This is a genomic window from Streptomyces panaciradicis, assembly GCF_023516615.1.
In the GTDB taxonomy this organism is placed as follows: domain Bacteria; phylum Actinomycetota; class Actinomycetes; order Streptomycetales; family Streptomycetaceae; genus Streptomyces; species Streptomyces panaciradicis.
In genome coordinates this window covers 52,072-73,477 of record NZ_JAMGBF010000068.1, presented here as the reverse complement: position 1 = coordinate 73,477, position 21,406 = coordinate 52,072, and the positions used below count along the sequence as shown (strand labels likewise).

Annotated in this window: 16 protein-coding genes and 1 pseudogene; 5 read left to right on the top strand and 12 right to left on the bottom strand. The window is 72.2% G+C overall.

The window, feature by feature from the left end; translation table 11 throughout:
- Positions 1–685: 685 nt before the first annotated feature.
- The 3 genes from M8J74_RS22940 to M8J74_RS22930 all read right to left on the bottom strand — a co-directional run bounded on the left by M8J74_RS22940 (position 686) and on the right by M8J74_RS22930 (position 3,878).
- The gene (locus M8J74_RS22940) at positions 686–1,288 is read right to left on the bottom strand and encodes a DinB family protein (protein WP_249838244.1); all 603 of its coding nucleotides are present in this window, start codon (positions 1,286–1,288) and stop codon (positions 686–688) included.
- 67 nt (positions 1,289–1,355) lie between these two features.
- Complete coding sequence (locus tag M8J74_RS22935) at positions 1,356–2,930, bottom strand: sodium:solute symporter family protein (protein ID WP_249838243.1); 1,575 nt, start codon at positions 2,928–2,930, stop codon at positions 1,356–1,358.
- 162 nt (positions 2,931–3,092) lie between these two features.
- Positions 3,093–3,878 carry an SDR family oxidoreductase gene (locus M8J74_RS22930; RefSeq protein WP_249838242.1) on the bottom strand — a complete coding sequence of 262 codons (786 nt, stop codon included), beginning with the start codon at positions 3,876–3,878 and terminating at the stop codon, positions 3,093–3,095.
- 80 nt (positions 3,879–3,958) lie between these two features.
- Here M8J74_RS22930 and M8J74_RS22925 point away from each other — a divergent pair, with 80 nt between their 5' ends.
- Positions 3,959–4,798, top strand: a complete 840-nt coding sequence (locus tag M8J74_RS22925) for a hypothetical protein (RefSeq protein WP_249838241.1) — start codon at positions 3,959–3,961, stop codon at positions 4,796–4,798.
- 141 nt (positions 4,799–4,939) lie between these two features.
- On the opposite strand, the gene M8J74_RS22920 is transcribed toward M8J74_RS22925, so the two are convergent.
- The 3 genes from M8J74_RS22920 to M8J74_RS22910 all read right to left on the bottom strand — a co-directional run bounded on the left by M8J74_RS22920 (position 4,940) and on the right by M8J74_RS22910 (position 7,274).
- Positions 4,940–5,131, bottom strand: coding sequence for a DUF397 domain-containing protein (locus tag M8J74_RS22920; RefSeq protein ID WP_058924760.1), 192 nt, complete (start codon positions 5,129–5,131; stop codon positions 4,940–4,942).
- 214 nt (positions 5,132–5,345) lie between these two features.
- Positions 5,346–6,203 (bottom strand): helix-turn-helix domain-containing protein, encoded by an 858-nt coding sequence (locus M8J74_RS22915; protein WP_058924761.1) that lies wholly within the window; start codon positions 6,201–6,203, stop codon positions 5,346–5,348.
- A 315-nt stretch (positions 6,204–6,518) separates the two neighbouring features.
- Positions 6,519–7,274, bottom strand: coding sequence for a GOLPH3/VPS74 family protein (locus M8J74_RS22910; RefSeq protein WP_058924762.1), 756 nt, complete (start codon positions 7,272–7,274; stop codon positions 6,519–6,521).
- 251 nt (positions 7,275–7,525) lie between these two features.
- Here M8J74_RS22910 and M8J74_RS22905 point away from each other — a divergent pair, with 251 nt between their 5' ends.
- Together M8J74_RS22905 and M8J74_RS22900 are read left to right on the top strand one after the other, a co-directional pair.
- Positions 7,526–10,054, top strand: a complete 2,529-nt coding sequence (locus M8J74_RS22905) for a D-alanyl-D-alanine carboxypeptidase (RefSeq protein ID WP_249838240.1) — start codon at positions 7,526–7,528, stop codon at positions 10,052–10,054.
- Between the two features lie 250 nt (positions 10,055–10,304).
- Positions 10,305–12,179: a DUF8823 domain-containing protein gene (locus M8J74_RS22900; RefSeq protein ID WP_249838239.1), complete on the top strand. Its 1,875-nt coding sequence runs from the start codon at positions 10,305–10,307 to the stop codon at positions 12,177–12,179.
- Between the two features lie 13 nt (positions 12,180–12,192).
- Here the strand turns inward: M8J74_RS22900 and M8J74_RS22895 are convergent, their stop codons facing one another.
- From M8J74_RS22895 to M8J74_RS22885, 3 genes and pseudogenes are all read right to left on the bottom strand, one after another.
- A complete protein-coding gene (locus M8J74_RS22895; RefSeq protein WP_249838238.1) occupies positions 12,193–13,059 on the bottom strand; it encodes a MerR family transcriptional regulator in 867 nt (288 codons plus the stop codon).
- 72 nt (positions 13,060–13,131) lie between these two features.
- Complete coding sequence (locus M8J74_RS22890; protein ID WP_249838237.1) at positions 13,132–13,641, bottom strand: glutathione peroxidase; 510 nt, start codon at positions 13,639–13,641, stop codon at positions 13,132–13,134.
- A gap of 9 nt (positions 13,642–13,650) precedes the next feature.
- Positions 13,651–14,672, bottom strand: a pseudogene (locus M8J74_RS22885) (ArsR/SmtB family transcription factor).
- A gap of 82 nt (positions 14,673–14,754) precedes the next feature.
- On the opposite strand from M8J74_RS22885, the gene M8J74_RS22880 reads away from it, so the two are divergent.
- Positions 14,755–15,987, top strand: coding sequence for an MFS transporter (locus tag M8J74_RS22880; RefSeq protein WP_249838236.1), 1,233 nt, complete (start codon positions 14,755–14,757; stop codon positions 15,985–15,987).
- Here M8J74_RS22880 and M8J74_RS22875 read toward each other — a convergent pair.
- A complete protein-coding gene (locus M8J74_RS22875; protein ID WP_249838235.1) occupies positions 15,890–16,801 on the bottom strand; it encodes a slipin family protein in 912 nt (303 codons plus the stop codon). The two genes, M8J74_RS22880 and M8J74_RS22875, sit on opposite strands and share 98 nt — an antisense overlap.
- Positions 16,802–16,874: 73 nt before the next feature.
- On the opposite strand from M8J74_RS22875, the gene M8J74_RS22870 reads away from it, so the two are divergent.
- Entirely contained in the window at positions 16,875–18,383 is a 1,509-nt protein-coding gene (locus M8J74_RS22870) for a flavin-containing monooxygenase (protein WP_249838234.1), read from the top strand.
- Positions 18,384–18,391: 8 nt separating this feature from the next.
- Here M8J74_RS22870 and M8J74_RS22865 read toward each other — a convergent pair whose 3' ends face one another.
- Both M8J74_RS22865 and M8J74_RS22860 read right to left on the bottom strand, forming a co-directional pair.
- Positions 18,392–19,426 carry an aminoglycoside phosphotransferase family protein gene (locus tag M8J74_RS22865; RefSeq protein WP_249838233.1) on the bottom strand — a complete coding sequence of 345 codons (1,035 nt, stop codon included), beginning with the start codon at positions 19,424–19,426 and terminating at the stop codon, positions 18,392–18,394.
- 42 nt (positions 19,427–19,468) lie between these two features.
- Positions 19,469–21,190, bottom strand: a complete 1,722-nt coding sequence (locus M8J74_RS22860; protein WP_372500240.1) for a TROVE domain-containing protein — start codon at positions 21,188–21,190, stop codon at positions 19,469–19,471.
- Positions 21,191–21,406: the final 216 nt, after the last annotated feature.

Genomic DNA, 21,406 nt, shown 5'->3' with positions numbered 1-21,406 from the left:
ACTGGCCGACGACTTCGCCATGGAGATGACCCAGGGCCCCGCCCTCCACGGCCCGGCAGGCGCCTCCCCGGGCTGGCTGGCCCGCTACCCGCGGGCCTGAGCCCGCCTGGACCGTCGGCCGGCCACGCCAGGCCTGCCCGGCGAGCGCTGGACGGGGGTCTTGCCCGGGTGGTGCCCGCTGCTCGCGGCTCTGAGCCCGGGGTTCGTCGGCGGCTTGATTCCGCCTGTCCGGCGAGCACCGGTACTTCCCGGGCGGGCGGCTGTTCGCGGCTGTGAGGTCGGGGTTGCTCGGCGGCTTGTTCCCGTCGCCCGGCGAGCGCTGGACGGGGGTCCTGCCCGGGTGGTGCCCGCTGTTCGTGGCTGTGAGGTCGGGGTTCGTCGGCGGCTTGATTCCGCCTGTCCGGCGAGCACCGGTACTTCCCGGGCGGGCGGCTGTTCGCGGCTGTGAGGTCGGGGTTGCTCGGCGGCTTGTTCCCGTCGCCCGGCGAGCGCTGGACGGGGGTCCTGCCCGGGTGGTGCCCGCTGTTCGGGGCTGTGAGGTCGGGGTTCGTCGGCGGCTTGATTCCGCCTGTCCGGCGAGCGCTGGGTGTCCGTGCCGGTCGGGGCGGCCCGGTACCGGCATCTGCCGCGCGCCGGGTGTTCCCGGGCATCGGGCGTCCGCCCGTGATCCCGGCGGCCGGCCTCCCTAGGCTCTGTCGGCCGCCTCGCGGGCCGTTCGCTCCAGGCGGTCGCGGTAGTCCTGCCACCATGCCGGGTCGTCCGACGGCAGGTTGGTGCTGTTCTGGAGCCAGCCCGCGGAGCCGTCGAGCTGTTCGCGGAGGATGTCGGCCTGGCCCGCGTGCCGCTGGGTGTCGGCGAGGACCCGGGCCAGCGCGTGGTGCAGGGTGATCTCGTCCTTGCCGGCCTGCCACCACGGCACCTTGCCGACCGTGTCCGGGGGCAGTGCCGCGACCGTGGCGTCGGCGTGCTGCCACGCCTGCCGGTAGCGGTCGACGACGTCCGCCCGGGACTCGTCGGCGGACGCCCACATGTCGCTGTTGTCGTCGGCGACGGGCCCGTACCAGGGGCGGCCCGGGGCGGCGGGACGCCCGAACGTGTCGCCCAGGTAGCCCAGTTCGACGTAGGTCACATGCTTGACCAGGCCCAGCAGATTGGTGCCGGTCGGGGTCAGGGGCCGCCGGACGTCGTACTCGGACAGGCCCTCCAGCTTCCACAGCAGGGCGTCACGGGCGTCCTGGAGGTAGCGGAGGAGGTCGGCCTGCGGGCCCGAGGGGAGTGGGGTGGTCATGCCGGTCAGTCTGCCGGTCGTGGAGTGCGCCGGCACCGGCTTTTCCCCTCCCCCCGGGCCCGGGGCGTCAGTCCTTCACCGGCGTGCGGCCCAGCGTGTCCTCCACGCCCTCCGCCGGAGCCGGTACGGCGACCGCCGTGCTGTCGTCGTCCGTGTTGATCCGCTCGATGACCGCCAGCCGCTCCGGGGTGTCCTCCGGCTTCAGGTAGCCGATGAGGATGTAGAGGACCAGGGAGACGGCCAGCGGGATGGAGACCTGGTACTGCAGCGGCACGCCGCCGTCGATGTTCCAGTTGATGGGGTAGTTGACCAGCCAGAAGGCCAGCAGGCCCAGGCCCCAGCTGGTCAGCGCCGCCGTCGGGCCGGAGCGGCGGAAGGGCCGCAGCACGCCCAGCATCATCGGGATGGCGATCGGGCCCATCAGACCGGCGACCCACTTGATGACGACCGTGATGATGTCCTTGAAGGTGGGCGAGTTGACCTGGGTCGCCACCGCCATCGACAGGGCGAGGAAGACCACCGTGGTCACCCGGGCCGCGATCAGCCCGGAGCGCTGCCCCCACTCACGGGCCCGCCGGGACAGCACGGGCGCCGCGTCCCGGGTGAAGACGGCCGCGATCGCGTTGGCGTCGGAGGAGCACATGGCCATCGTGTGGGAGAAGAACCCGACGATCACCAGGCCCAACAGGCCGTGCGGCAGCAGCTGTTCGGTCATCAGGCCGTAGGAGTCGGAGCCGTCCGGCTTCTGGGCGTGCACCAGCAGCGGCGACATCCACATGGGGAAGAACAGCACGACCGGCCAGACCAGCCACAGCGCCGCGGACAGCCGGGCCGAGCGCGTGGCCTCGCGCGGGGAGCCCGTCGCCATGTAGCGCTGGGCCTGGTTGAGCATGCCGCCGTTGTACTCGAAGAGCTTGATGAAGAGGAACGCCAGCAGGAAGACGGTGCCGTAGGGGCCGACGAGGGGCTTGCCGTGGCCGTGCAGGGCCGGCTGGTCCCAGGCCTCGAAGAAGCCGATGCCCTTGTCGTTCAGCTTCAGCACGACCGCCACGAACATCGAGACGCCGGCCAGCAACTGGATGACGAACTGGCCCAGTTCGGTCAGCGCGTCCGCCCACAGACCGCCGATCGTGCAGTAGACCGCGGTGATCGCGCCGGTGATGAGGATGCCCTGGTTCAGGGAGATGCCGGTGAAGACGGACAGCAGGGTGGCGATCGCCGCCCACTTCGCGCCCACGTCGACGATCTTCAGCAGCATGCCGGACCAGGCGAGGGCCTGCTGGGTCTTCAGGTCGTAGCGGTTCTTCAGGTACTCCAGCGGCGAGGCCACCTGCAGCCGGGAGCGCAGGCGGTTGATCCGCGGCGCGAACAGCTTCGAGCCGATGGCGATGCCCAGCGCGATCGGGAAGGACCAGGTCACGAAGGACGTCACGCCGTAGGTGTAGGCGATGCCCGCGTACCCCGTGAACAGGACCGCGCTGTAGCCCGACATGTGGTGCGAGATGCCGGACAGCCACCAGGGCATCTTGCCGCCGGCGGTGAAGAAGTCGCTGACGTTGCCCACTTGCTTGTGCGACCAGACGCCGATCGCCACCATCACGCCGAAGTAGCCGATGAGCACGGCCCAGTCGAGACTGTTCATGAGCCCCCTTCCAGGGTCCGCTGCCGGGGACGGGCATGACGAACTCTGAGTGGGGTGGCATGATCACAGCAAGCAAGCAGCAGTTCAAGAGAAGGTAAAATCGTTCCGCTTGATGGTCGCTGTTTATGTACATGAACAGCCAGCGTGGCTGGATCTCGATGGTCAGCGCATCAGTTCCCCGGCGTTGACCAGCAGCGACTGCCCGGTGATGGCCCGTGCCCGGTCCGAGGCGAGGAAGACCGCCGCATCGGCCACGTCCGCGTCCGTGGCAAGGTCGGGCAGCGCCATCCGGTCGGTCAGCCGCTTCAGCACCTCGCCCTCCGGCACCCCCTCCGTCTGTGCCGTGAACTGCACGTACGCCTGCACCGGCGGGCCCCACATCCAGCCCGGCAGCACGGTGTTGACCCGGACGCGGTGCGGCCCGAGCTCGCGCGCCAGCGAGTACATCGCGCTCGTCAGCGCCCCCTTCGAGGCCGCGTACGCCGCCTGCCGGACCTGCGTGGGCGCGGCGACGGAGGACTGCGTACCGATGAACACCACCGAACCGCCCGCCGCTTTCAGCCCCGGCAGACACGCGCGCGTCATCCGCAGCGACCCCAGCAGGTTCACGTCGATCACCGACTGCCAGGTCGTGAAGTCCGCGTCCTCCAGGCCGCCGAAGTAGCCGTCCCACGCGGCCACATGGACCACCGCGTCGATCCGGCCGAAGCGCTCGTGCGCGAGGGCGGCCAGCGCCGCGCACTGGCTCTCGTCGGTGATGTCCGTCGGCCGGTACGCCGTGTGCGCCCCGTCGGGATCGATCTCGGCCGCGCTCTTGGCGAGGTTCGCCTCCGTGCGGGCCCCGAGCACCGCGTTGCCGCCGTCGCGCACCACCGCCGCCGCGACCTGGTGACCGAGCCCGGCGCCGACTCCCGAGACGACGACGGTCTTGCCCGTGAGCAGTGACATCCGAGCCTCCGCGGGTCTGGCCAATTATCTGACGGAGCGTCAGAGTATGGGCGACCGGCGGAGGACGGAAGGGGAGCGACGTGAGCGAGGAAACCAGGAGCGACGTGTACGCCGAGCTGGCCGCCGTAGGACCCTACGGAGTCCGTCCCGGCCACGCCCTCATCACCATGGTGGAACCGCATCCAGGCCACGAGTACGCGTACAACCGCTGGTACGAGGACGACCACTACTACGCCGGCGCGATGGCCATGCCCTGGATGTTCGCCGGGCGCCGCTGGGTGGCCACCCGCGACCTCCAACTGCTGCGCTACCCGGAGAAGTCGGCGGTCGCCCAGCCGGTCACCGCCGGCTGCTACCTCTCGACGTACTGGGTCACGGACGGCCGCTACGACGACCACATGCGGTGGACCGTGGCGATCAACAAGCGGCTCAACCGGGACGCCCGCGTGTACCAGGACCGCACCCACGTCTTCACGGCGTTCCAGGACCACGAGGTCACCGTCTACCGCGACGGGGCCGCCGGGCCCCGCGACTTCCACGCCCTCGACCACCCCTACGCCGGCCTGGTGGTGGAGGTGATCGACGCCGAATCGGCCGCGCAGCGGGCCGAGTTGCTCGAATGGCTGCGGGCGCGGCACCTGCCAAGGCGGCTCGCCGGGTCACCGGCGGCCATGGTGACCGTGTTCCGGCCGACCCCGCTGCCGGGCGACCGGATGACGTACGTGAAGCAGGTGGAGGGCGTGGACACCCGGCTGACGCTGCTGTGGTTCCTGGAGGCCGATCCACGTGAGTGCTGGGAGGCGTACTTCACGGGGCTGGACGGGCCGGTGGCCGAGACGGGGCTGGGGAGGGTGGAACTGGTGGCGCCGTTCGTCCCGACGGTCCCCGGGACGGACAGGTACGTCGACCGGCTGCGCTAGGGCCCGTCGTCACGACGGGCCCCGGACACAGGCCGAGCCCCCTCGGCAAGGACGGCGAAGCTGGTCGAGAGGGCTCTTGCTGTGCTGCTTGTGAAGTTGTACTCGGGGGAAGGACGGTCCGAAGATCGTGAGTCCCTTCCGCTACGCCTTGATCGACGCGACGAACGTGTTCCACGCCTCGGCCGGGAAGGCCAGCACCGGGCCCTCGGTGACCTTGGAGTCCCGGACGGCCATCGCCGCGACAACCGGTGACTTGATCTCGACGCACGCGCCGTTGCCCGTGGAGTACGAGGACTTGGTCCACGTGTCCGTGGCGCCCTGACGAATTGCCATTTTTGCTCCGGAGTGCCAGTCGTTGAGTTGCTGTCACCGCACGACGAGTCCGACTCCGGACCCACAGCGCGGTTTGCGCCAACCTGTGGTGCGTGGTGGCGTGATCGACGCTACTCGCCCACCTCGGTGTACGAAGCGACTATTCACTCGACTGGATGGCATATTCCAGGTGGGTCTTCCACTGGAGACCCAGGAAGGTGTACGGTACGGCGCTTCAGCGGGCGTACTCCTTCGCGATGTCCGCGATGAACTGCCGTGACTGGTCCGGATTGAGGGCCTGCGCCCGCAGGTGCTCGTACATCACGCTGTACTTCTGGACGTCGTTCGCCTTCTCCAGGTACAGGTCGCTGGTCACGCCCTCGATGTAGACCACGCTGGAGTCGGCCGCGTCCGGGAACTCGAGGATCGCGTACTGGCCGTTGAGGCCGGGATGCGCCCCCATGTCGAAGGGGATCACCTGCACGGTGACGTGCGGCAGCTGCGACTGCTCGACGAGGTGCTCCAACTGGTCCCGCATCAGTGAGCGGTTGCCCACCACCCGGCGCAGGGCCGCCTCGTCCATCACGGTCCACAGCCGCAGCGGGTTCTCCGGGGCGGTGATTCGTTCCTGCCGGCGCAGCCGCACCTGGACGCGCTTGTCGATGTCGGCGGCCGCGGTCTCCGGCAGGGCGCCCGCGATCAGCGTCTCGGCGTACTGCCGGGTCTGCAGCAGCCCCGGCACGACCTGCGGGTCGTAGACGCGCAGGCTCGCCGCGTCCGTCTCCAGCCCGATGTACACGCTGTAGGGGATGTCGCCGAAGGAGTGCCACCAGCCCTGCTGACGGCTGTCCTTGGCCATCTGCATCAGCGAGTCGACGATCCGGTGGTCCTCGACCTCGTACACCCCGCACAGGTCGCGGACGTCGCGCTGGCTGATGCTGCGCCGGCCGTTCTCCAGCCGGCTGATCTTCGACTGCGACACCAGCAGCCGCTCCGCCACTTCCTCGGCCGTCATGCCCTTGAGCTCACGGAGCCGGCGCAGCTCCTGGCCCAGCCGGCGTCGCCTGACGGTGGGATTGACACTTGACGCCACGGGACGTGCACCTCCGGCTGCGGACCTCTGTCTGCCACTTTGCGTATCTGCTGTTGAGCAGATTGCCACCAAGGTGCTTTCTACCGCTGGGAAACGGCGGATATGCGCTGCATACACGCCAGTTCGCGAGTCCCGCACACAAAGCGGCCGCGCGGGACGGCGGAACCGTCGCGCCTTCCGTATCCGAGGACACGGACGACGTACGGTCCCGTCGCCCCGCGCGGGCCAGCGGCTCCCGAACCGGGTCTGGGGACTCTGGTGCGGCGTGTGGTGCTGTGCGGTGCGGGTGTTGCCGGTGTGTCGTGGGACCGCGGCTCAGTGGGCCACGACACGCGCCATGGGTCCGCGGCGCGGCTGCATCGGAACGCCGCGAGCGGGTTCCGGTGCGGGCCCGGAGGGTCCGGCGGCCGGGCGGCCGGCCGGGGCCGGGCTGCGGCGGGGCTGGGCGCCCACGCCGTTCTGGACGTCCATCACGGCGTGCGCGACGAGACCGCCCATGGGGTCGTGCCTGATCAGGTCCCGCAGCCGGGACCGGGACGAGCGTCCCTCGTTCCCCGGATACAGGTGCTTGCCGAGGCCGACCGCGTGCGCCAGTGCGGCGAGCGCCGCGGTCCGTGGGTCCGGCGGTACGCCGGTACGGATCGCGGAATCCAGCCGGGCCCTGATCTCCCGGCTGATGGCGTTGTCCGTCGCCTGGTAGCGAGTCGTCGGCAGCACTCCGCACATCTGGCCCGCCACGGCATGCACCATGCCGCACCGCTCCAGATGCGAGAGGTAGGTCTGGCGCAGCCCAAGGCGCGGCCCGCCGATCCAGTTCACTGCCCGCACGGGAGCGCCACGCCTTCGCAGCAACTCCAACGCGCAGTCCAACGTTGGATCTCCAGTCGGCCGTGGTGCTACCACGGCGATACGATCCCCGTCTGGGGCTATCCGTCCGGCCAGCGCCAGCTCCACTAGCTGTGCTCCGGCCAGACCGAGGTCGAGCGACTGCGGCTGCGCAGTGGTACCCGTGGCCGGGTCCAATGCCAGCAACAGAAGCTCCTCCGGAAGTGTTCTGCGGCTCCTGCCCATCCATGCCTCCCCGCGTGGATGAAAGACAGGGTGACCCCTCTCACATTGGTCTGTCGAGAGTGCGTGACCTCTTTGTGAGGGAACCGGTAGGTATGTCGTTCTCGTCTACCGCAGGGGTCAAGCCCGCACACAGGACACTGGTACATGCTTCGGACAGCGCCACAAGCGGTGTCCCGGGCGGCGATTCACGGTTCGGTTGACGGTTCGGCAGCCGCGTGCGGGGCATGCGGCGGCACATGGAGGAGGCATCGGTGGCGGGCGAGTCCCCCGACAGGTCGAAGCAGCGCGAGTCGTCGGCAGAACCGACGTCGGGGAGCGCGGGTCCGGTTCCCGAGGCCAGGGCGGCCGCCGATGAGGAGCCGGGGACGCGCGGAGGCGTGGACACGGCCACGCGGGTGCTTTCGGTACGTGATCTCCTGACGGAAGCCGAGAAGACGGCGGAGACGGCGGACGAGGAGGCCGAGGCCGCCGAGGCGGCGCGGCAGGCGTCCGAGGCCGGGGACGCGGAGGTCTCCGAGGCCGAGGACCCGGGTGACGAGGCCGAGGCCGAGGAGGCCGCTGAGGGCCCCGGCACGCCCGGAACCGGTAGCGAGCCCTCCGGCACCGCCAGGACCGCCGAGAAGGCCCCGGAGAGCGCCGGGAGCGCCCCCGAGAGCGCGTCCGGGGACGCCGGCGCGGATTCCGCCGCGGAGGCGGCTCCGGGGCGCCAGGGAGGCGAGGACGGCGCTGACGCCGACTCCGACGGCCCTGAGGCGTCCGACGGCGGGACCGACGCCGGGGCCGACGGTGGGTCGGGCGGCACCGTCGGCGACGAGCGGTTGCGCGCCGCCGTGGCCGCGTGGGTCCGGTCCGGCGACTCCGACGGCGACGAGAAGCCCGCGGGTCCCGCGGAGCCGGCGGACGCCGAGGCCGAGAAGCCGTCCGCGAAGACCGAGGGCGACGACGACGAGGCCGGGTCGACCGAGGCGGCGGCGGAGACCGAGGCGGAGGCAGAGCCCGAGGACGCGGTGGCCGACGCCGAGCCGGAGGACGCGGTGGCCGACGCGGACGCCGAGCCCGCCGACTCCGAGCCCGCCGACTCCGAGCCGGAGGACGCCAAGCCCGCCGACGCGGAGGCCGAGCCCGAGGACGCCGTCGCCGGCAAGAGCGACGCCAAGGCCGACACCAAGACCCCCGGTGACGACTCCGAGGGCTCCGGCCCCGTCGATCAGCCCACCGCGATCTTCAAGCGGCCCAGCCCCCAGGTCGACCAGCCGACCACCATGCTCAAGCTGACCGACCCGAAGCCGGCCCCGAAGGCCGAGCCCAAGCCGGACCCGAAGCCGGACTCGAAGCCGGGCGCCAAGGCCGAGCCCAAGCCGGACCCCGAGCGCACCAGCAAGTTCGTCGCGCTCAAGCCCCTGGACGACCCGGCGGCGAAGCAGCCGAAGCCCGCGCCCGCGGACGCCACGGCGTCCGTCCCGCAGGTCGGTCCCGAGCGCACCACCCAGCAGCCGCTCCCGCCCAAGCCCCCGCTGGACCTGCTGGCGGAGCTGACCAACACCCCGCCGCCGCCGGAGACCCCGGTCCGCACGATCGTCCGCCGGGTCAAGATCTGGACGCCCCTGGTCCTGCTGCTGGCCGTCGTCTTCGCGATCGTGCAGGCGGTCCGCCCGCTGCCGGCCCCCACCCTCGACCTCACCGCCGACGAGAGCTACACCTTCGGCGGCGGCAAGGCCGACATCCCGTGGCCGGCGGACGGCGAAGGCGCCCTCGACGTCCAGGGCATCGGTTCCTTCGGCTCCTCCGGCGCGCAGAAGCCCGTACCGATCGCCAGTGTCGCCAAGGTCATGACCACGTACCTGATCCTGCGCGACCACCCGCTCAAGGGCGACGGCGCGAAGATCAAGGTCGACCGGACGGCGGAGGAGCAGGCGACCGCGGACGGCGAGTCGACGGTTCAGGTGAAGGCCGGTGACACGATCACCCAGCGGGAGGCCCTGGAGGGCGTCCTGATCGCGTCCGCGAACAACGTGGCCCGTCTCCTGGCCCGCTGGGACGCCGGGTCCGAGAAGGCGTTCGCGAGCAAGATGAACGCCGCCGCCAAGGACCTCGGGATGACGAACACGACGTACACCGACCCCTCGGGCCTGCAGAAGACCACCGTCTCCACGGCCGCGGACCAGGTGAAGCTCGCGAAGGCCGCGATGAAGAACCCGAGCTTCCGCGAGATCGCCCGGATGATGGAGTACACCGACTACAAGGGCAGCAAGCACAGCAACTGGAACCGCCTGGTCGGCTACAACGGCGTCATCGGCATCAAGACCGGCACCACCACCGCGGCCGGCGGCAACCTGGTCTTCGCGGCCGTCAAGCAGGTCGGCGGCGAGACCCGCACCATCGTGGGCGCCGTCCTCGGCCAGGGCCCCGGCGGCAGCGACAACACCATCCTCTCCGGCGCCCTCGACGCCGGCGACAAGCTGATCCGGGCCGCGCAGGGCGCCCTGAAGTCGGCGACGATCCTGAAGAAGGGCGACGTCGTCGGCTATGTCGACGACGGCCTCGGCGGCCGTACCCCCGTCGTGATCACCAAGGACGTCTCGGCCGTCGGCTGGGCCGGGCTGAAGGTGAAGCTGTCCTTCGTCACGGACGACCTGCCGCACTCGGCGAAGGCCGGCACGAAGGTCGGCACCCTCACCGTCGGCGACGGCGGCACCAGCGGTGCGGTGCAGGTCCCCGTCCAGCTGCAGAAGGACCTCGCCGAACCCGGCTTCACCGACAAGCTCACCCGCATCGGCTGACCCGGCGGGCGACCCGTGGCGCACCGGCCGCCGTCCCCCCGGGGACGGCGGCCGGCGTGTGCGCGGGGGCGGGCCGCGGGGTGGCGGTGCCGGCGCTGCGTGCTAGCGTCACGAAACGGGGCAGGCCGTCGCGCAGGGGACGCGGCCGGGAAAGCCCCGGGGACGTGGCCGCGAACGCGCGGGCAACGGGACGCGTCCTGTGCACAGAGGACCAGAACAGAAGACGGGACACCACGGGGAGTGCCTTCAGGTGGCCACTGCGGAGCCGACACGCGCCGACGACGCCGATCCGGGACGGGGAACCGGCCCGCGAATACGCGTGCCCGTGCCACGTGTCGACGCCCCTGACGGCGACGACCGAACGGACGACGCCCGTCCGCAGGACGCTCCGTCCCGTGCGACGGCCCTCCTGCTCGCCCTGCGCGAGCGGCTGCTGCGGCACCCGGTGCTCTCGATCACCGTGCTCGCCGGCGCCCTCCACATCGCCTGGTTCTTCACGTTCGCGAACAGTGGCGGGGACCTCGCGGCGCAGGACGCGTGGGCCGAGTTCGTCGGCCGGCACCCGGACTCGGCGTACAACCTCGCCTGGTACGGCGGCATGCACCCGGTGTCCTACAGCGTGGTGTCGCCGTACCTGATGTCCGTGCTCGGCGTGCGGACGACGATGATGATCGCGGGGACGGTCTCGGCCGGTCTGCTCACGATGATCCTCATCCGCAGCCGGTCGGTGAAGAACCCCCTGTGGGCCTCGCTGGCGGGCGTCTTCGCGTTCCTGTGCAACGCGGCCTCCGGGCGGGTGACGTTCGGGCTGGGCACGGTGTTCGCGCTGGGCGCGGTCGCCGTCGTGTTCTGCTGGCCGCACAAGTGGCGCTACCGCAGAGGCGCGAAGGCCGCCTGCGCGGCGCCGCTGGCCGCGCTCGCCACGCTGGCCTCGCCGGTGGCCGGGCTGTTCGTCGGGCTGGTGGCCGTCGCCCTGTTCCTGCAGAAGCGCCGGCCCGGCGCCTGGGCGCTGGGTCTCGCGCCGGCCGCCGTGGTGGCCCTGTCGGCGTGGCTGTTCCCGTTCTCCGGCACCCAGCCGATGACGATCGGCTCCGCCAGCCTGCCGTTCGTCTACGCGGTCCTGGTCCTCGTGCTCGTCCCCAGGAAGTGGACGACGGTCCGGCTCACCTCCGCGGTGTACGGCCTGTCCGTGCTCGGCGTGTGGGTCGTCAGCTCCCAGATCGGCTCCAACATCACCCGGCTGGCGATGCTGTTCGCCGGTGTCACACTCGTCGCCGTGCTGCCGTTCAAGACCCGGCACACCCGCGAGTGGTACCTGACGGTGCTGGCCATCGCCGGGTTCACCTTCTGGATCGGGTTCAAGGCGGTCGACGACGTCGTGCGCACCACCCCGACCGCCTCCTGGGCCCGCGAGCTGGCCCCGCTCGTCAACGAGCTCCAGGGGGTCGGCGCCGAGAAGGGCCGCGTCGAGGTGGTCCCCGCCCGCTCCCACCGCGAGGCCTCCGCCCTCGCGCCGTACGTGAACCTGGCCCGCGGCTGGAACCGCCAGGCCGACATGGAGCGCAACCCCCTCTTCTACGACGACACCCTCAACTCGGCGAACTACCACGAATGGCTGCGCCGCTGGGCCGTCCACTTCGTCGTGCTGCCCAAGGGCGAGCCGGACGGCGACGGCGGCGAGCGCGAGCGGGAACTCGTCCAGCGGGGCATGCCGTATCTGCGGCAGATCTGGGGCGACGCCAACTGGCAGCTGTTCCGGGTCACCGACCCCACCCCGCTCGCCGACCCGCCCGCCATCGTGGACCGCGCCGACCAGGGCGAGCTGACCATCGAGGTGAAGAAGCCCGGCCGGGTCCTCATCCGGGTCCCCTACTCCCCGTGGCTCGGCCTGGTCGACGCCAAGGGCAAGGGCGTGAAGCCCCCGCAGGAGACGGACGCCTCCAAGCACCGCGCCGACGGCCTGCCGAAGTCGTACGACAACGTCAACGGCTGCCTGATGCAGACGGAGGAGGACGCCAAGGGCGACAAGTGGACGCTCCTGCTGGCGCCCAAGGCGGGCACCTACCGGCTGGGGGCGCCGTATCAGCTGCCGCGCGGGACTCCGTGCCCCGACGAGCTGAAGTAGCGCCCCGGCACCGTCACCTCACCGGGAACGCGATGTCGCACACCTCGTCCTCGGGCCCCGCCGCGTCCCAGTCCGCGAAGTAGACCTCCCGGCAGGGCCCCGCCTGCTCCAGCCCCTCCGCGGCGATCCACTGCTCCACCGCCTCGAAGGCCGCCAGGATCTGCGGGTGGGCCACCTGGGCCTTGGTGATGCGCGTGTACGCCAGCCGCTGGGCCGGCTCCACCCGCACGCCCGTCTCCCAGGACCGGCCGTGCTCGCGCGCCCACGCCCGCGCCGCCGTCTCGTCGGCGACCGGCACGCACGCCTCCGCCGGACCGTCGCTCTCCATCGACACCTCCGCGTGGTAGACGACGTACGGCGCCGCCGTCACACCCCCGCACTCCCGGGCCGCCGTCTCCAGCCGGCCCAGCGACGCGCCGATCCACGCCGGCAACTCGTCGGCCAGCGTGTGCCGGGACTGGGTGATCACCACCCGCGCCGGTACGTCCACCGTCTCGACCACGAACTTCCCGTACATCTCGGAACTCCTCCCGGACAGCCGTCCACGGAGGTACTCGGCGAGCGTCCGCTGCCCGGCCAGCCGGGACTCCACGTCCGCCCAGTACGCGGCCAGCAGCGCGGCCCCCTCGGCGCCGTCCGCCTCGACCACCTCGGCGATCCGCGCCAGCGGCATGTCGAGCTGCCGCAGCAGCGCCACCAGCCGGGCCCGTTCCACCTGGCCCGCCCGGTAGTAGCGGTAGCCGCTGCCCTCGTCCACGTGGGCCGGGGCCAGCAGGCCGAGGCGGTCGTAGAGCCGCAGCGCCTTGGCCGACAGCCGCGCCCGGGCCGCGAACGCGCCGATGGTGAGCAGTTCGTCGTCCACCCGAGCATCCTCCGTCATCGCGCGGAACCGTTCCGCCCGACGACGGGGGATGCTCGTCCTTGCCCCAGGGACAAGGTCAACGGACCTCCGCTACGCGAGGGCGCTCTCGATCGCCGCGACGACCTCCGCCGCCTCCGGCTCGGTCTGCGGGGAGAAGCGGGCGACGACCTTGCCGTCGCGGCCGATCAGGAACTTCTCGAAGTTCCAGCGGATGTCGCCGTCGTGGCCCTCGGCGTCGGCGAAGGAGACGAGACGGTCGTACAGGGGGTGCCGTCCGTCCCCGTTGACCTCGACCTTCTCCGTCATCGGGAAGGTCACGCCGTACGTCGCCGAGCAGAACTCGGCGATCTCCTCGGAGCTGCCGGGCTCCTGGCCCAGGAACTGGTTGCAGGGCACGCCGAGCACGGTGAAGCCCTGGTCGGCGAAGCGCTCCTGGAGCCGCTCCAGACCGGCGTACTGCGGGGTCAGCCCGCACTTGGAGGCCACGTTCACGATGAGCACGGCCCGCCCCGCGTACTGGGGGAGGCCGGCCGATCCACCTTGGAGGGCGCCGATCTCCACGTCGAGGGGGCCGGCGCCGTTGCTGTCTGCGGTCGTCATGAGCGGATGCTAACTCCGCTGCGTACCGGACCGGTCCTGGGCCTCCACCAGGATGTCACCGGCGGGCGTGCGGGAGTAGAGCACCGAGCGGCCCGCCCGGCGCCGCTCCACCAGGCCCGCGTCCAGCAGCACCCTCAGATGCCGGCCGACGGAGCCGAGCCCCTGACCGGTCACGGCGGTCAGCTGGCTGGTGCTCAGGGGGGAGCCGAGCAGCACGAGGACCGCGGCGCGGGCGGGGCCGAGGAGGGCGGCCAGGCTCGCGGGCGCGGGCCGCGCGGTGCCGTCGGCGAGCGCGCCGGCGCAGGTGTAGACGAGGGCGTACCGCTCGGGCTCCTCCCAGGACACCCAGCCCGCCTTCGGCGTGACCGGCACGAAGACCAGCTCGGCGCCGGAGATGTCGCGCGGCGGATACTCGTGCAGGTTCACCTGGAGCCGGTTCTCGCCGAGCCACCGGCTGCGCCCCGGCCGCAGCGAGTCGAGGACGCTCGCCCAGCCGCCCCGGCTGACCTGCGCGGTGCGGGCGACCACATCGGCCTGCAGGATGTGCCGGCGGCGGCTCCAGTACGGCCGTACCGCCTCGGTCCACACATGGGCGAGGAGGTCGGCCGCGCGCTCGGGAAGGTCGTCGCGGCGCAGCTCGTCCGGCAGCGGCCTGCCCTGCAGGGCGACGACGACATCGGCCCGGGCCCGCGCGGGATCGGTCGCCCGGACCCGGGCCACGCCCTCCTCGATGGACTCCCCGTCCCTCGGGGTGGGCGCCAGGAAGTCGGCGATCCATCCCCCACGTTCGACTGCGCTCACGCGGGGGACCCCCATCGGCCGAGCCCGGCCCGCACCAGCCGCGCGGTCACCGGGTCGGCCGCCAGCAGCGCCCGGTAGGCCGGGAGATGGGTCCGCAGCCAGAGCTGCTCACCCGGGTGCGCGGCTCCGCCGCGGTGCATCAGCTGCAGACAGGCGAAGGTCTCGGCCATCGGGGAGAGCACGAACCGGCTGCGGGCCAGGGTGTCGGCGTCGATCTGCCACCAGCCCATGCCCGCCCGCCCCTCGCCCCTGACCTTTCGCGTCCACGCGAAACAATAACCAGCGCTCCCGGGCTCTTCGCAGACTCCGGGCATGCGCAGTTACCGAGACCTCTTCCGCACCCCGGAGTTCACCCCGTTCTTCCTCTCCTCGGCGGGCCTCACCGTGGCCCAGACGATCGGCGGCCTGGCGCTCGGCACGCTGGTCTACCGGGCCACCGACTCGCCGCTGCTGTCGGCGGTGAGCATGTTCGGGCCGCAGCTGGCGCAGGTCCTGGGCGCGACCTTCCTGCTCTCGGGCGCCGACCGGCTGCCGCCGAGGTCGGCCCTGACCGGCATCGGCCTGTCCTTCGCGGCCGGATCGGCCCTGCTGGCGCTGCCCGGACTGCCGGTGTGGGGCGTCTTCGCCGTCGTCCTGCTCCAGGGGCTCGTCGCCTCGCTCGGCGGCGGAGTCCGCTGGGGGCTGCTGAACGAGATCCTCTCCAAGGACGGCTATCTGCTGGGGCGTTCGGTGTTCAACATGCTCTCCGGGCTCATGCAGATCACCGGATACGCGACCGGCGGCGCCCTGCTGGCGGTCCTGTCCCCGCGCGCCTGCCTGCTGCTCGCGGCGGCGCTCTACGCCGGCTCCGCCCTCGCCGTCCGCCTGGGCCTGACCGCCCGGCCGCCGCGCGCCTCGGGCCGCCCGTCCGTGGCGGCGACCTGGCGCACGAACCGCCTGCTGTGGTCCTCCCCGCCCCGCCGCCTCACCTACCTGGGCCTGTGGCTGCCCAACGGCCTGGTCGTCGGCTGCGAATCCCTCTACGTCTCCTACGACCCCCGGGCCGCCGGCGCCCTGTTCGCGGCCGCGGCGCTGGGCATGTTCGCCGGCGACGTGACCGTCGGCCGTCTCGTCCCTGCCACCCTGCGCCCCCGCCTGGCCACCCCGCTGCTCCTGCTGCTCGCCGCGCCCTACCTGCTGTTCGCGCTGCACCCCGCCCTGCCGTGGTCGGCCCTGCTCGCCGCCCTCGCCTCCGTCGGGTTCGGCGCGAGCCTCGTCCAGCAGGAGCGCCTGATGTCCCTCACCCCGGACGAACTCTCCGGCCACGCCCTGGGGTTGCACTCCTCGGGCATGCTGACCATGCAGGGCGTGGCCGCCGCGCTGGCGGGCTCGGTGGCCCAACTCACCTCGCCCGCCACGGCGATGACGGTCATGGCGGCCGCCTCGGCCGCCGTGACGGTGGTGCTCGCTACTGCTCGGGGGTCGCGGTCCGCGGGTCGGGCAGCGGAGCCGGTGCCGGAGCCGGAGCGGGTGCCACGGAAGAGGTCGGAACCGGAGCCGTCGTAGCCACCGGGGCCGTCGCAGTCACTGGGGCCGTCACCGCCGCGGGCTCGCCCGTCATCTTCCGCGCGGCCTTGTCGAAGTACCGCAGCAGCTCCACCGGGAAAGGCATCACGAGCGTCGAGTTCTTCTCGGCCGCCACCTCCACGACCGTCTGCAGCAGGCGCAGCTGCATGGCCTCGGGGGTGTCGGACATGATCCGGGAGGCGTTGGCGAGCTGCTGGGCGGCCTGGAACTCGCCGTCCGCGGTGATGACCCGGGCCCGGCGCTCCCGCTCCGCCTCGGCCTGCCGGGACATCGACCGCTTGAGGGACTCCGGCAGCTGCACGTCCTTGATCTCCACACGGTCGATGTGGACGCCCCAGCCGGCGGCCGGGCTGTCGATCATCAGGGCGAGCCCCTCGTGCAGCCGCTCACGGTCGGACAGCAGGTCGTCGAGGTCGCTCTTGCCGATGATGGAGCGCAGCGAGGACTGGGCGACCTGGCCGACGGCGAAGACGTAGTCCTGGACCTCGATGGCGGCCCGCAGCGGATCGGTCACCCGGAAGTAGACGACCGCGTCGACCTTCACCGAGACGTTGTCCTTGGTGATGCCCTCCTGGGTGGGCACCGGCATGGTGACCACCTGCGTGTTCACCTTCCGCATCCGGTCGACGAACGGGATCAGGAACGTCACGCCCGGCTGCCGGTACGACGGCAAAGCCTTGCCCATCCGGAACACGACCCCGCGCTCGACCTGGTTGACCACCCGCATCCCGCTGCGCAGCACGATCAGGGCGGCCAGGGCCACCAGCACCAGCGCGACCACAGTGCCTTCCATGGCACTCCATTCCTCGAAAAGATTCCCCGTAAGGATGGCGACAAGGAAGTAGACACCGGACGGAGTTGGCCGGATGCGCCCGCACGTGTCAGGAGATCGTCAAGAAAACCGCCCCGAGGAGAGCCGCCCGCCGAGGGTCGTCGTGGTGGGCGCCGGCTTCGGCGGCATCGCCGTCGCCGCCGAACTCCTGCGGCACGGACTCGACGACGTGACCCTGCTGGAGGCCGCCGCGGAACCGGGCGGCACCTGGTTCCACAACCGCTACCCGGGCGCCGCCTGCGACGTGCCGAGCCACCTGTACTCGTACTCCTTCGCCCAACGCGCCACCTGGACCCACCTGTTCTCCCGCCGGGACGAGATCCTGCGGTACGCGCGGGAGACCGCGGACGCGCTCGGCATCACCCCGCGGATCGTGACCGGCACGCGGGTGACCTCGTGCGCCTGGGACGAGGAGACACGGACCTGGACGGTGCGCGCGGGGGAGGGGCGCGAGTGGGTCGCGGACGCCGTCGTACTGGCCACCGGGCAGCTCGACAAGCCGGCCTACCCGGCGGTGGAGGGACTGTCCGACTTCGCGGGCCGCAGCTTCCACACCGCCCGCTGGGACGAGGACTACGACCTGCGGGGCAAACGGGTGGCCGTCATCGGCACGGGAGCGAGCGCGGTCCAGCTCGTGCCCGAGATAGCGCCGCTCACCGCGCACTTGACCGTGTTCCAGCGGACCGGCAACTGGTTCCTGCCGGGCACGGGCCGCCCCATGCCGGCCGCCCTGAACCGGCTGCTGCGCCGGCCCTGGGCACGCAGACTGTGGCGCCGGCTCCTCTTCCACGGCATCGAGCTGCTCACCCTCTGCATACGCCGTCCCCGCACCGTCGGCCGCGTCGGCGCCCTGCTCTCCGCCGCGCACATGCGCCGCCGGCTGCCCGACCCCGAACTGCGCCGCAGGGTCTGGCCGGACTACGCCTTCGGCTGCAAACGGGTCCTGCTCAGCTCGGAGTTCCTGCCCGCCCTCGCCCGCCCCGACGTGGACCTCGTGACGGACCGGATCGTGCGGATGACCCCCGAAGGGCCGCTCACCGAGGACGGACGGCTGCACCAGGTCGACTGCGTGATCCACGCGACCGGCTTCCGCACCAACACCTTCGTGCTGCCCATGACGATCAGCGGCGTGAACGGCCGCACGATCGCCCAGTGCTGGGCGCACGGGGCCCGCGCCCACCTCGGCATCATGGTCCCCGGCTTCCCCTCCCTGTTCCTCATGTACGGCCCCAACACCAACACCTCCGGCGGGTCCATCCTGTTCTTCCTGGAGGCACAGGCCGCCTTCGTGCGCCGGGCCCTGCAACTGGCCCGCCGCCACGGAGCCGTGGCCCTGGACGTGCGGCCCGAGGTGGAGGAGGCCGGGCTCGCCGCCCTGCGGGCGCGGTTCGAGGGCACGGCATGGCAGACCTGCTCCTCCTGGTACCGCACACCCGACGGCCGCAACGTCGCCAACTGGCCCGGCTACATGCGGGAGTACGCCGAGAGCACGCGCCGTCTGACGCCCGCCGAGTTCCGGTTCGTCCCGCCGCCGGGCCGCTGAGCCGGCGCCTACAGCGGCGGTTCGTCCGCCAGCCGCAGCAGCCACTGGGCCGCCGCGGCCCCACCGGCCGGCTCCGTGCCGTCCGCCGCGCCCGGGAAGAGCCGGCCCCAGGAGCAGGCCCGCCCGATCGCGCCCAGCCGCCAGGCCGGGCCCAGGGCGCGGCGGAGATCCGCCGGGCGGTGGCCGTCGGCCGTCCACGGTTCGAGGTAGGCGTCCCGCAGGCGGGGCAGTACGCCGGGGCCGTGGCGGTCCACGGCACAGCGGGCGGGGACCAGGAAGCTGCAGAAGGGGTGCGTCACCAGGCCGTCGCCCCAGTCGAAGAAGGTGAAACGGCCCTGCTCCGGCGCGTGGAACACCTGACCCTCGTGCAGGTCCGAGTGGTCGAGGCAGTCCCCGACACCGGCCTCCGCGAGTTCGGGGCACCACCGTTGCACCCGCGGCCGCAGCCCGTCCAGCACCGCCCGCTCCTCCCCGGTCAGCGCCGCGTTGTCCTCGACGAGCCGGTCGAACAGAGCGGTCAGCTCGGCGGTAGGGGCCCGGGGCACGCCGAGTACCTCGATCGCCCCCGCGTGCGGGACGAGGGCCCGCTGCACCTCGGCGTACTGGCCCAGCATCTCCTCCCATGCCCGCGGGCCGCCCTCCCCGGCGTCCAGGGTGTCGGCGAACCGCCGCCCCCCGTCGGGCAGCAGCGACCAGCCGCGCGCCGCGTCCACCGCGACCGGCGTCAGCACCCGCCGCGGCACCCACCCCGCCAGCGCCTCGGCCAGTGCCGCCTCGAAGCGGCTGCCGGGCGGATTGGCCTTGAACCACACCGCCCCGCCGGTACCGCCGTCTGCGTCGACGGCCAGCCGCACCAGCACCGACCAGGGCCGGATCCGGACCTGCCGGGGCCCGGTCTCCCGCAGCCCCCGCGCGCCGAGCACCTCGCTCACCCACCCCAGGGCGGCCCGGCGCCACACCTCGTCGTCCCAGGGCGTCACCGTCTCCGCGAAACGCCCCCGGTCCACGACGGGCGAGCCCTCCACCGTCACGTCGTCGCTCATCCCGCCATCCCACCACCGCGACGGCGGACACCTCACCTGGATTTACGGCGCCGCGATGTCCGGCACCGGACCGTCCGGGGCGTCGTCCGCGCACCACGGCCAGTCGGCCGCCCGGCCCGCCTCCACGAGCGGGATCAGCCGGAACGCGGCGTCGCTCAGGCCGCCGAAGGTGTGCCGGTGCGGGCCGGACGCGGCATGCCCCATCGCATAGCCCGCCAGGTTCCAGGTGTAGACGGGCACGCCCACCGGGACCGCGCGGAACGGGTCGGCCCAGGGCGTCGATTCCGTCTGCTCGTCGGTCACCACGACCACCCGGTCGTGCCGGTCGTAGTGCCGGGTGACGGCCGCAGCCGTGTCGGTGCCGCCGAGGTCGTGGAAGCGGTCCAGGACACGCAGCACCTTCTCGCCCGGCGCCACCTCGACACGACGGCTGTCGCTGCCGAACTCGACCAGGTCGGCCCGCTCCGCCCGCATCGCCAGCGCCGTGCCGAAGACGGCCGCGGAGTCGGCACGGTTGAGCTGCGTCCGCTCGCTGGGCCGGTCGAACATCGACCCCGAGCGGTCCACCAGCACCAGCGTGCGGCCGGGCAGCGCGGGAACGTTGGCGAGAGAGTGCCCGAGGGCCGTCTCCAGGGCGTCCTCCCAGCGCCGCGAGGGCGCCGCACGGTGGGCGGCCAGATAGCGGAACGGGAACTGGCGGGAGCGCCGCACCTCGACCGGGTCCGCGATCCGCCGGGCCACCTCGGCGGCCACCCGGTCGCTCACGCCCGCGAGGTCGAAGTTGCGCAGGTTGCGGACGAGCGCCATCGGTCCCATCGAGGGGATCACGGCCTCCCACACCGCCGCGTCCAACGGCCCCTGCAGCCAGCCCGCCACCGACTCCCAGGTCATCCCGGCCGCCGCCAGCCGCTCGGCCCCGCCCTCCCCGGTGACCAGCGCACGCCGCTCCTCCACCGGTACCGCGAGCAGCGCCCGGTGCGCGGCGAGCAGCTCCTCGCCGGGCGGCGGCACGGCATGGTCGCCCCGGTGCCGCCGGTCGATGGCATACCGGAACAGCCCGCCCTGCCAGGGGCGTTCGGGATGCGGTGAGGGGTGGGTCAGCTCGACGACGTCACCGAAGCGGTAACCCCGCGACCCGGTGTCGTACTTGAGCAGCGACCGCCCCGTGTAGAGGCGCCGCACGGCGTCGGCGACGCCCCGCTTCACGGGCTGCGGCAGCCTCCGTCCGTACCGGCCCGTCCAGTAGGCGAGCAACTCGCCCGGCTCGTCCGCCCGTTGGAGTACGGCGTCCACGGCCTGCCGGGAGAAGCCGGTCAGCCCCGCCTCCCGCCTGGCCCGCACGAACTCGGCCGCGCCCACCAGGGAAGCGGTCCGCATGTGCGCCTCGGTGCGCAGCCAGCGCAGCAGGCCGAGGGTCCACTCGGGGTCGCTGACCGCGAGCGCGCGCACCAGCTGTTCATAGCGCTCGTCACGGGCCCGGGCGCCCTCGTAGAAGGTGCGGTGGCCGACCATGTCGGCGACGGCCAGCAGGAAGAGCTCGGCCTTCGGCGTACGGGCGTATCCCGCGCCGCCCTGGTGGGTACGGTCGTGCCACGACCAACCGGCCCGGGGACGTGCGGCCCCCGACGGGCCGGACGCCGGCAGCAGCCACCGTCCGTGGGTGGAGAGCGACGACGTCGCTCCGCCTGCGGTCAAACCCGGTATCTCCGCCTGGATCTCGTTCCTGGCCTCGGACTTGGCACGCTGACGGTTGAAATGGGTCATGCAGAAGGTCCCCCTGGACGCACCTTGGAAAAAGGTGGCGCCTTCCGAGATCGGAATGGGCACCGGTGTGGTCTTTGACAGGAAGTAACCGGGGCACAGCGCATCGGAAGGCGTCGGAACGGGACGCTACCGGGCCCGCTGCGAGAACGCATTCGAATTTATTCGGCTGGTTCGTCGGTTGGTTCTTCGGAGGGGCGGATGCTCCCGCGGCCGGGA

Bases quoted from the DNA above. Each gene is read 5' to 3' on its own strand.
- M8J74_RS22940 (WP_249838244.1), bottom strand. From the start codon at position 1,288: ATGACCACCCCACTCCCCTCGGGCCCGCAGGCCGACCTCCTCCGCTAC.
- M8J74_RS22935 (WP_249838243.1), bottom strand. From the start codon at position 2,930: ATGAACAGTCTCGACTGGGCCGTGCTCATCGGCTACTTCGGCGTGATG.
- M8J74_RS22930 (WP_249838242.1), bottom strand. From the start codon at position 3,878: ATGTCACTGCTCACGGGCAAGACCGTCGTCGTCTCGGGAGTCGGCGCC.
- M8J74_RS22920 (WP_058924760.1), bottom strand. From the start codon at position 5,131: ATGGCAATTCGTCAGGGCGCCACGGACACGTGGACCAAGTCCTCGTAC.
- M8J74_RS22910 (WP_058924762.1), bottom strand. From the start codon at position 7,274: ATGGGCAGGAGCCGCAGAACACTTCCGGAGGAGCTTCTGTTGCTGGCA.
- M8J74_RS22895 (WP_249838238.1), bottom strand. From the start codon at position 13,059: ATGACGGAGGATGCTCGGGTGGACGACGAACTGCTCACCATCGGCGCG.
- M8J74_RS22890 (WP_249838237.1), bottom strand. From the start codon at position 13,641: ATGACGACCGCAGACAGCAACGGCGCCGGCCCCCTCGACGTGGAGATC.
- M8J74_RS22880 (WP_249838236.1), top strand. From the start codon at position 14,755: ATGCGCAGTTACCGAGACCTCTTCCGCACCCCGGAGTTCACCCCGTTC.
- M8J74_RS22875 (WP_249838235.1), bottom strand. From the start codon at position 16,801: ATGGAAGGCACTGTGGTCGCGCTGGTGCTGGTGGCCCTGGCCGCCCTG.
- M8J74_RS22870 (WP_249838234.1), top strand. From the start codon at position 16,875: ATGCGCCCGCACGTGTCAGGAGATCGTCAAGAAAACCGCCCCGAGGAG.
- M8J74_RS22865 (WP_249838233.1), bottom strand. From the start codon at position 19,426: ATGAGCGACGACGTGACGGTGGAGGGCTCGCCCGTCGTGGACCGGGGG.
- M8J74_RS22860 (WP_372500240.1), bottom strand. From the start codon at position 21,190: ATGACCCATTTCAACCGTCAGCGTGCCAAGTCCGAGGCCAGGAACGAG.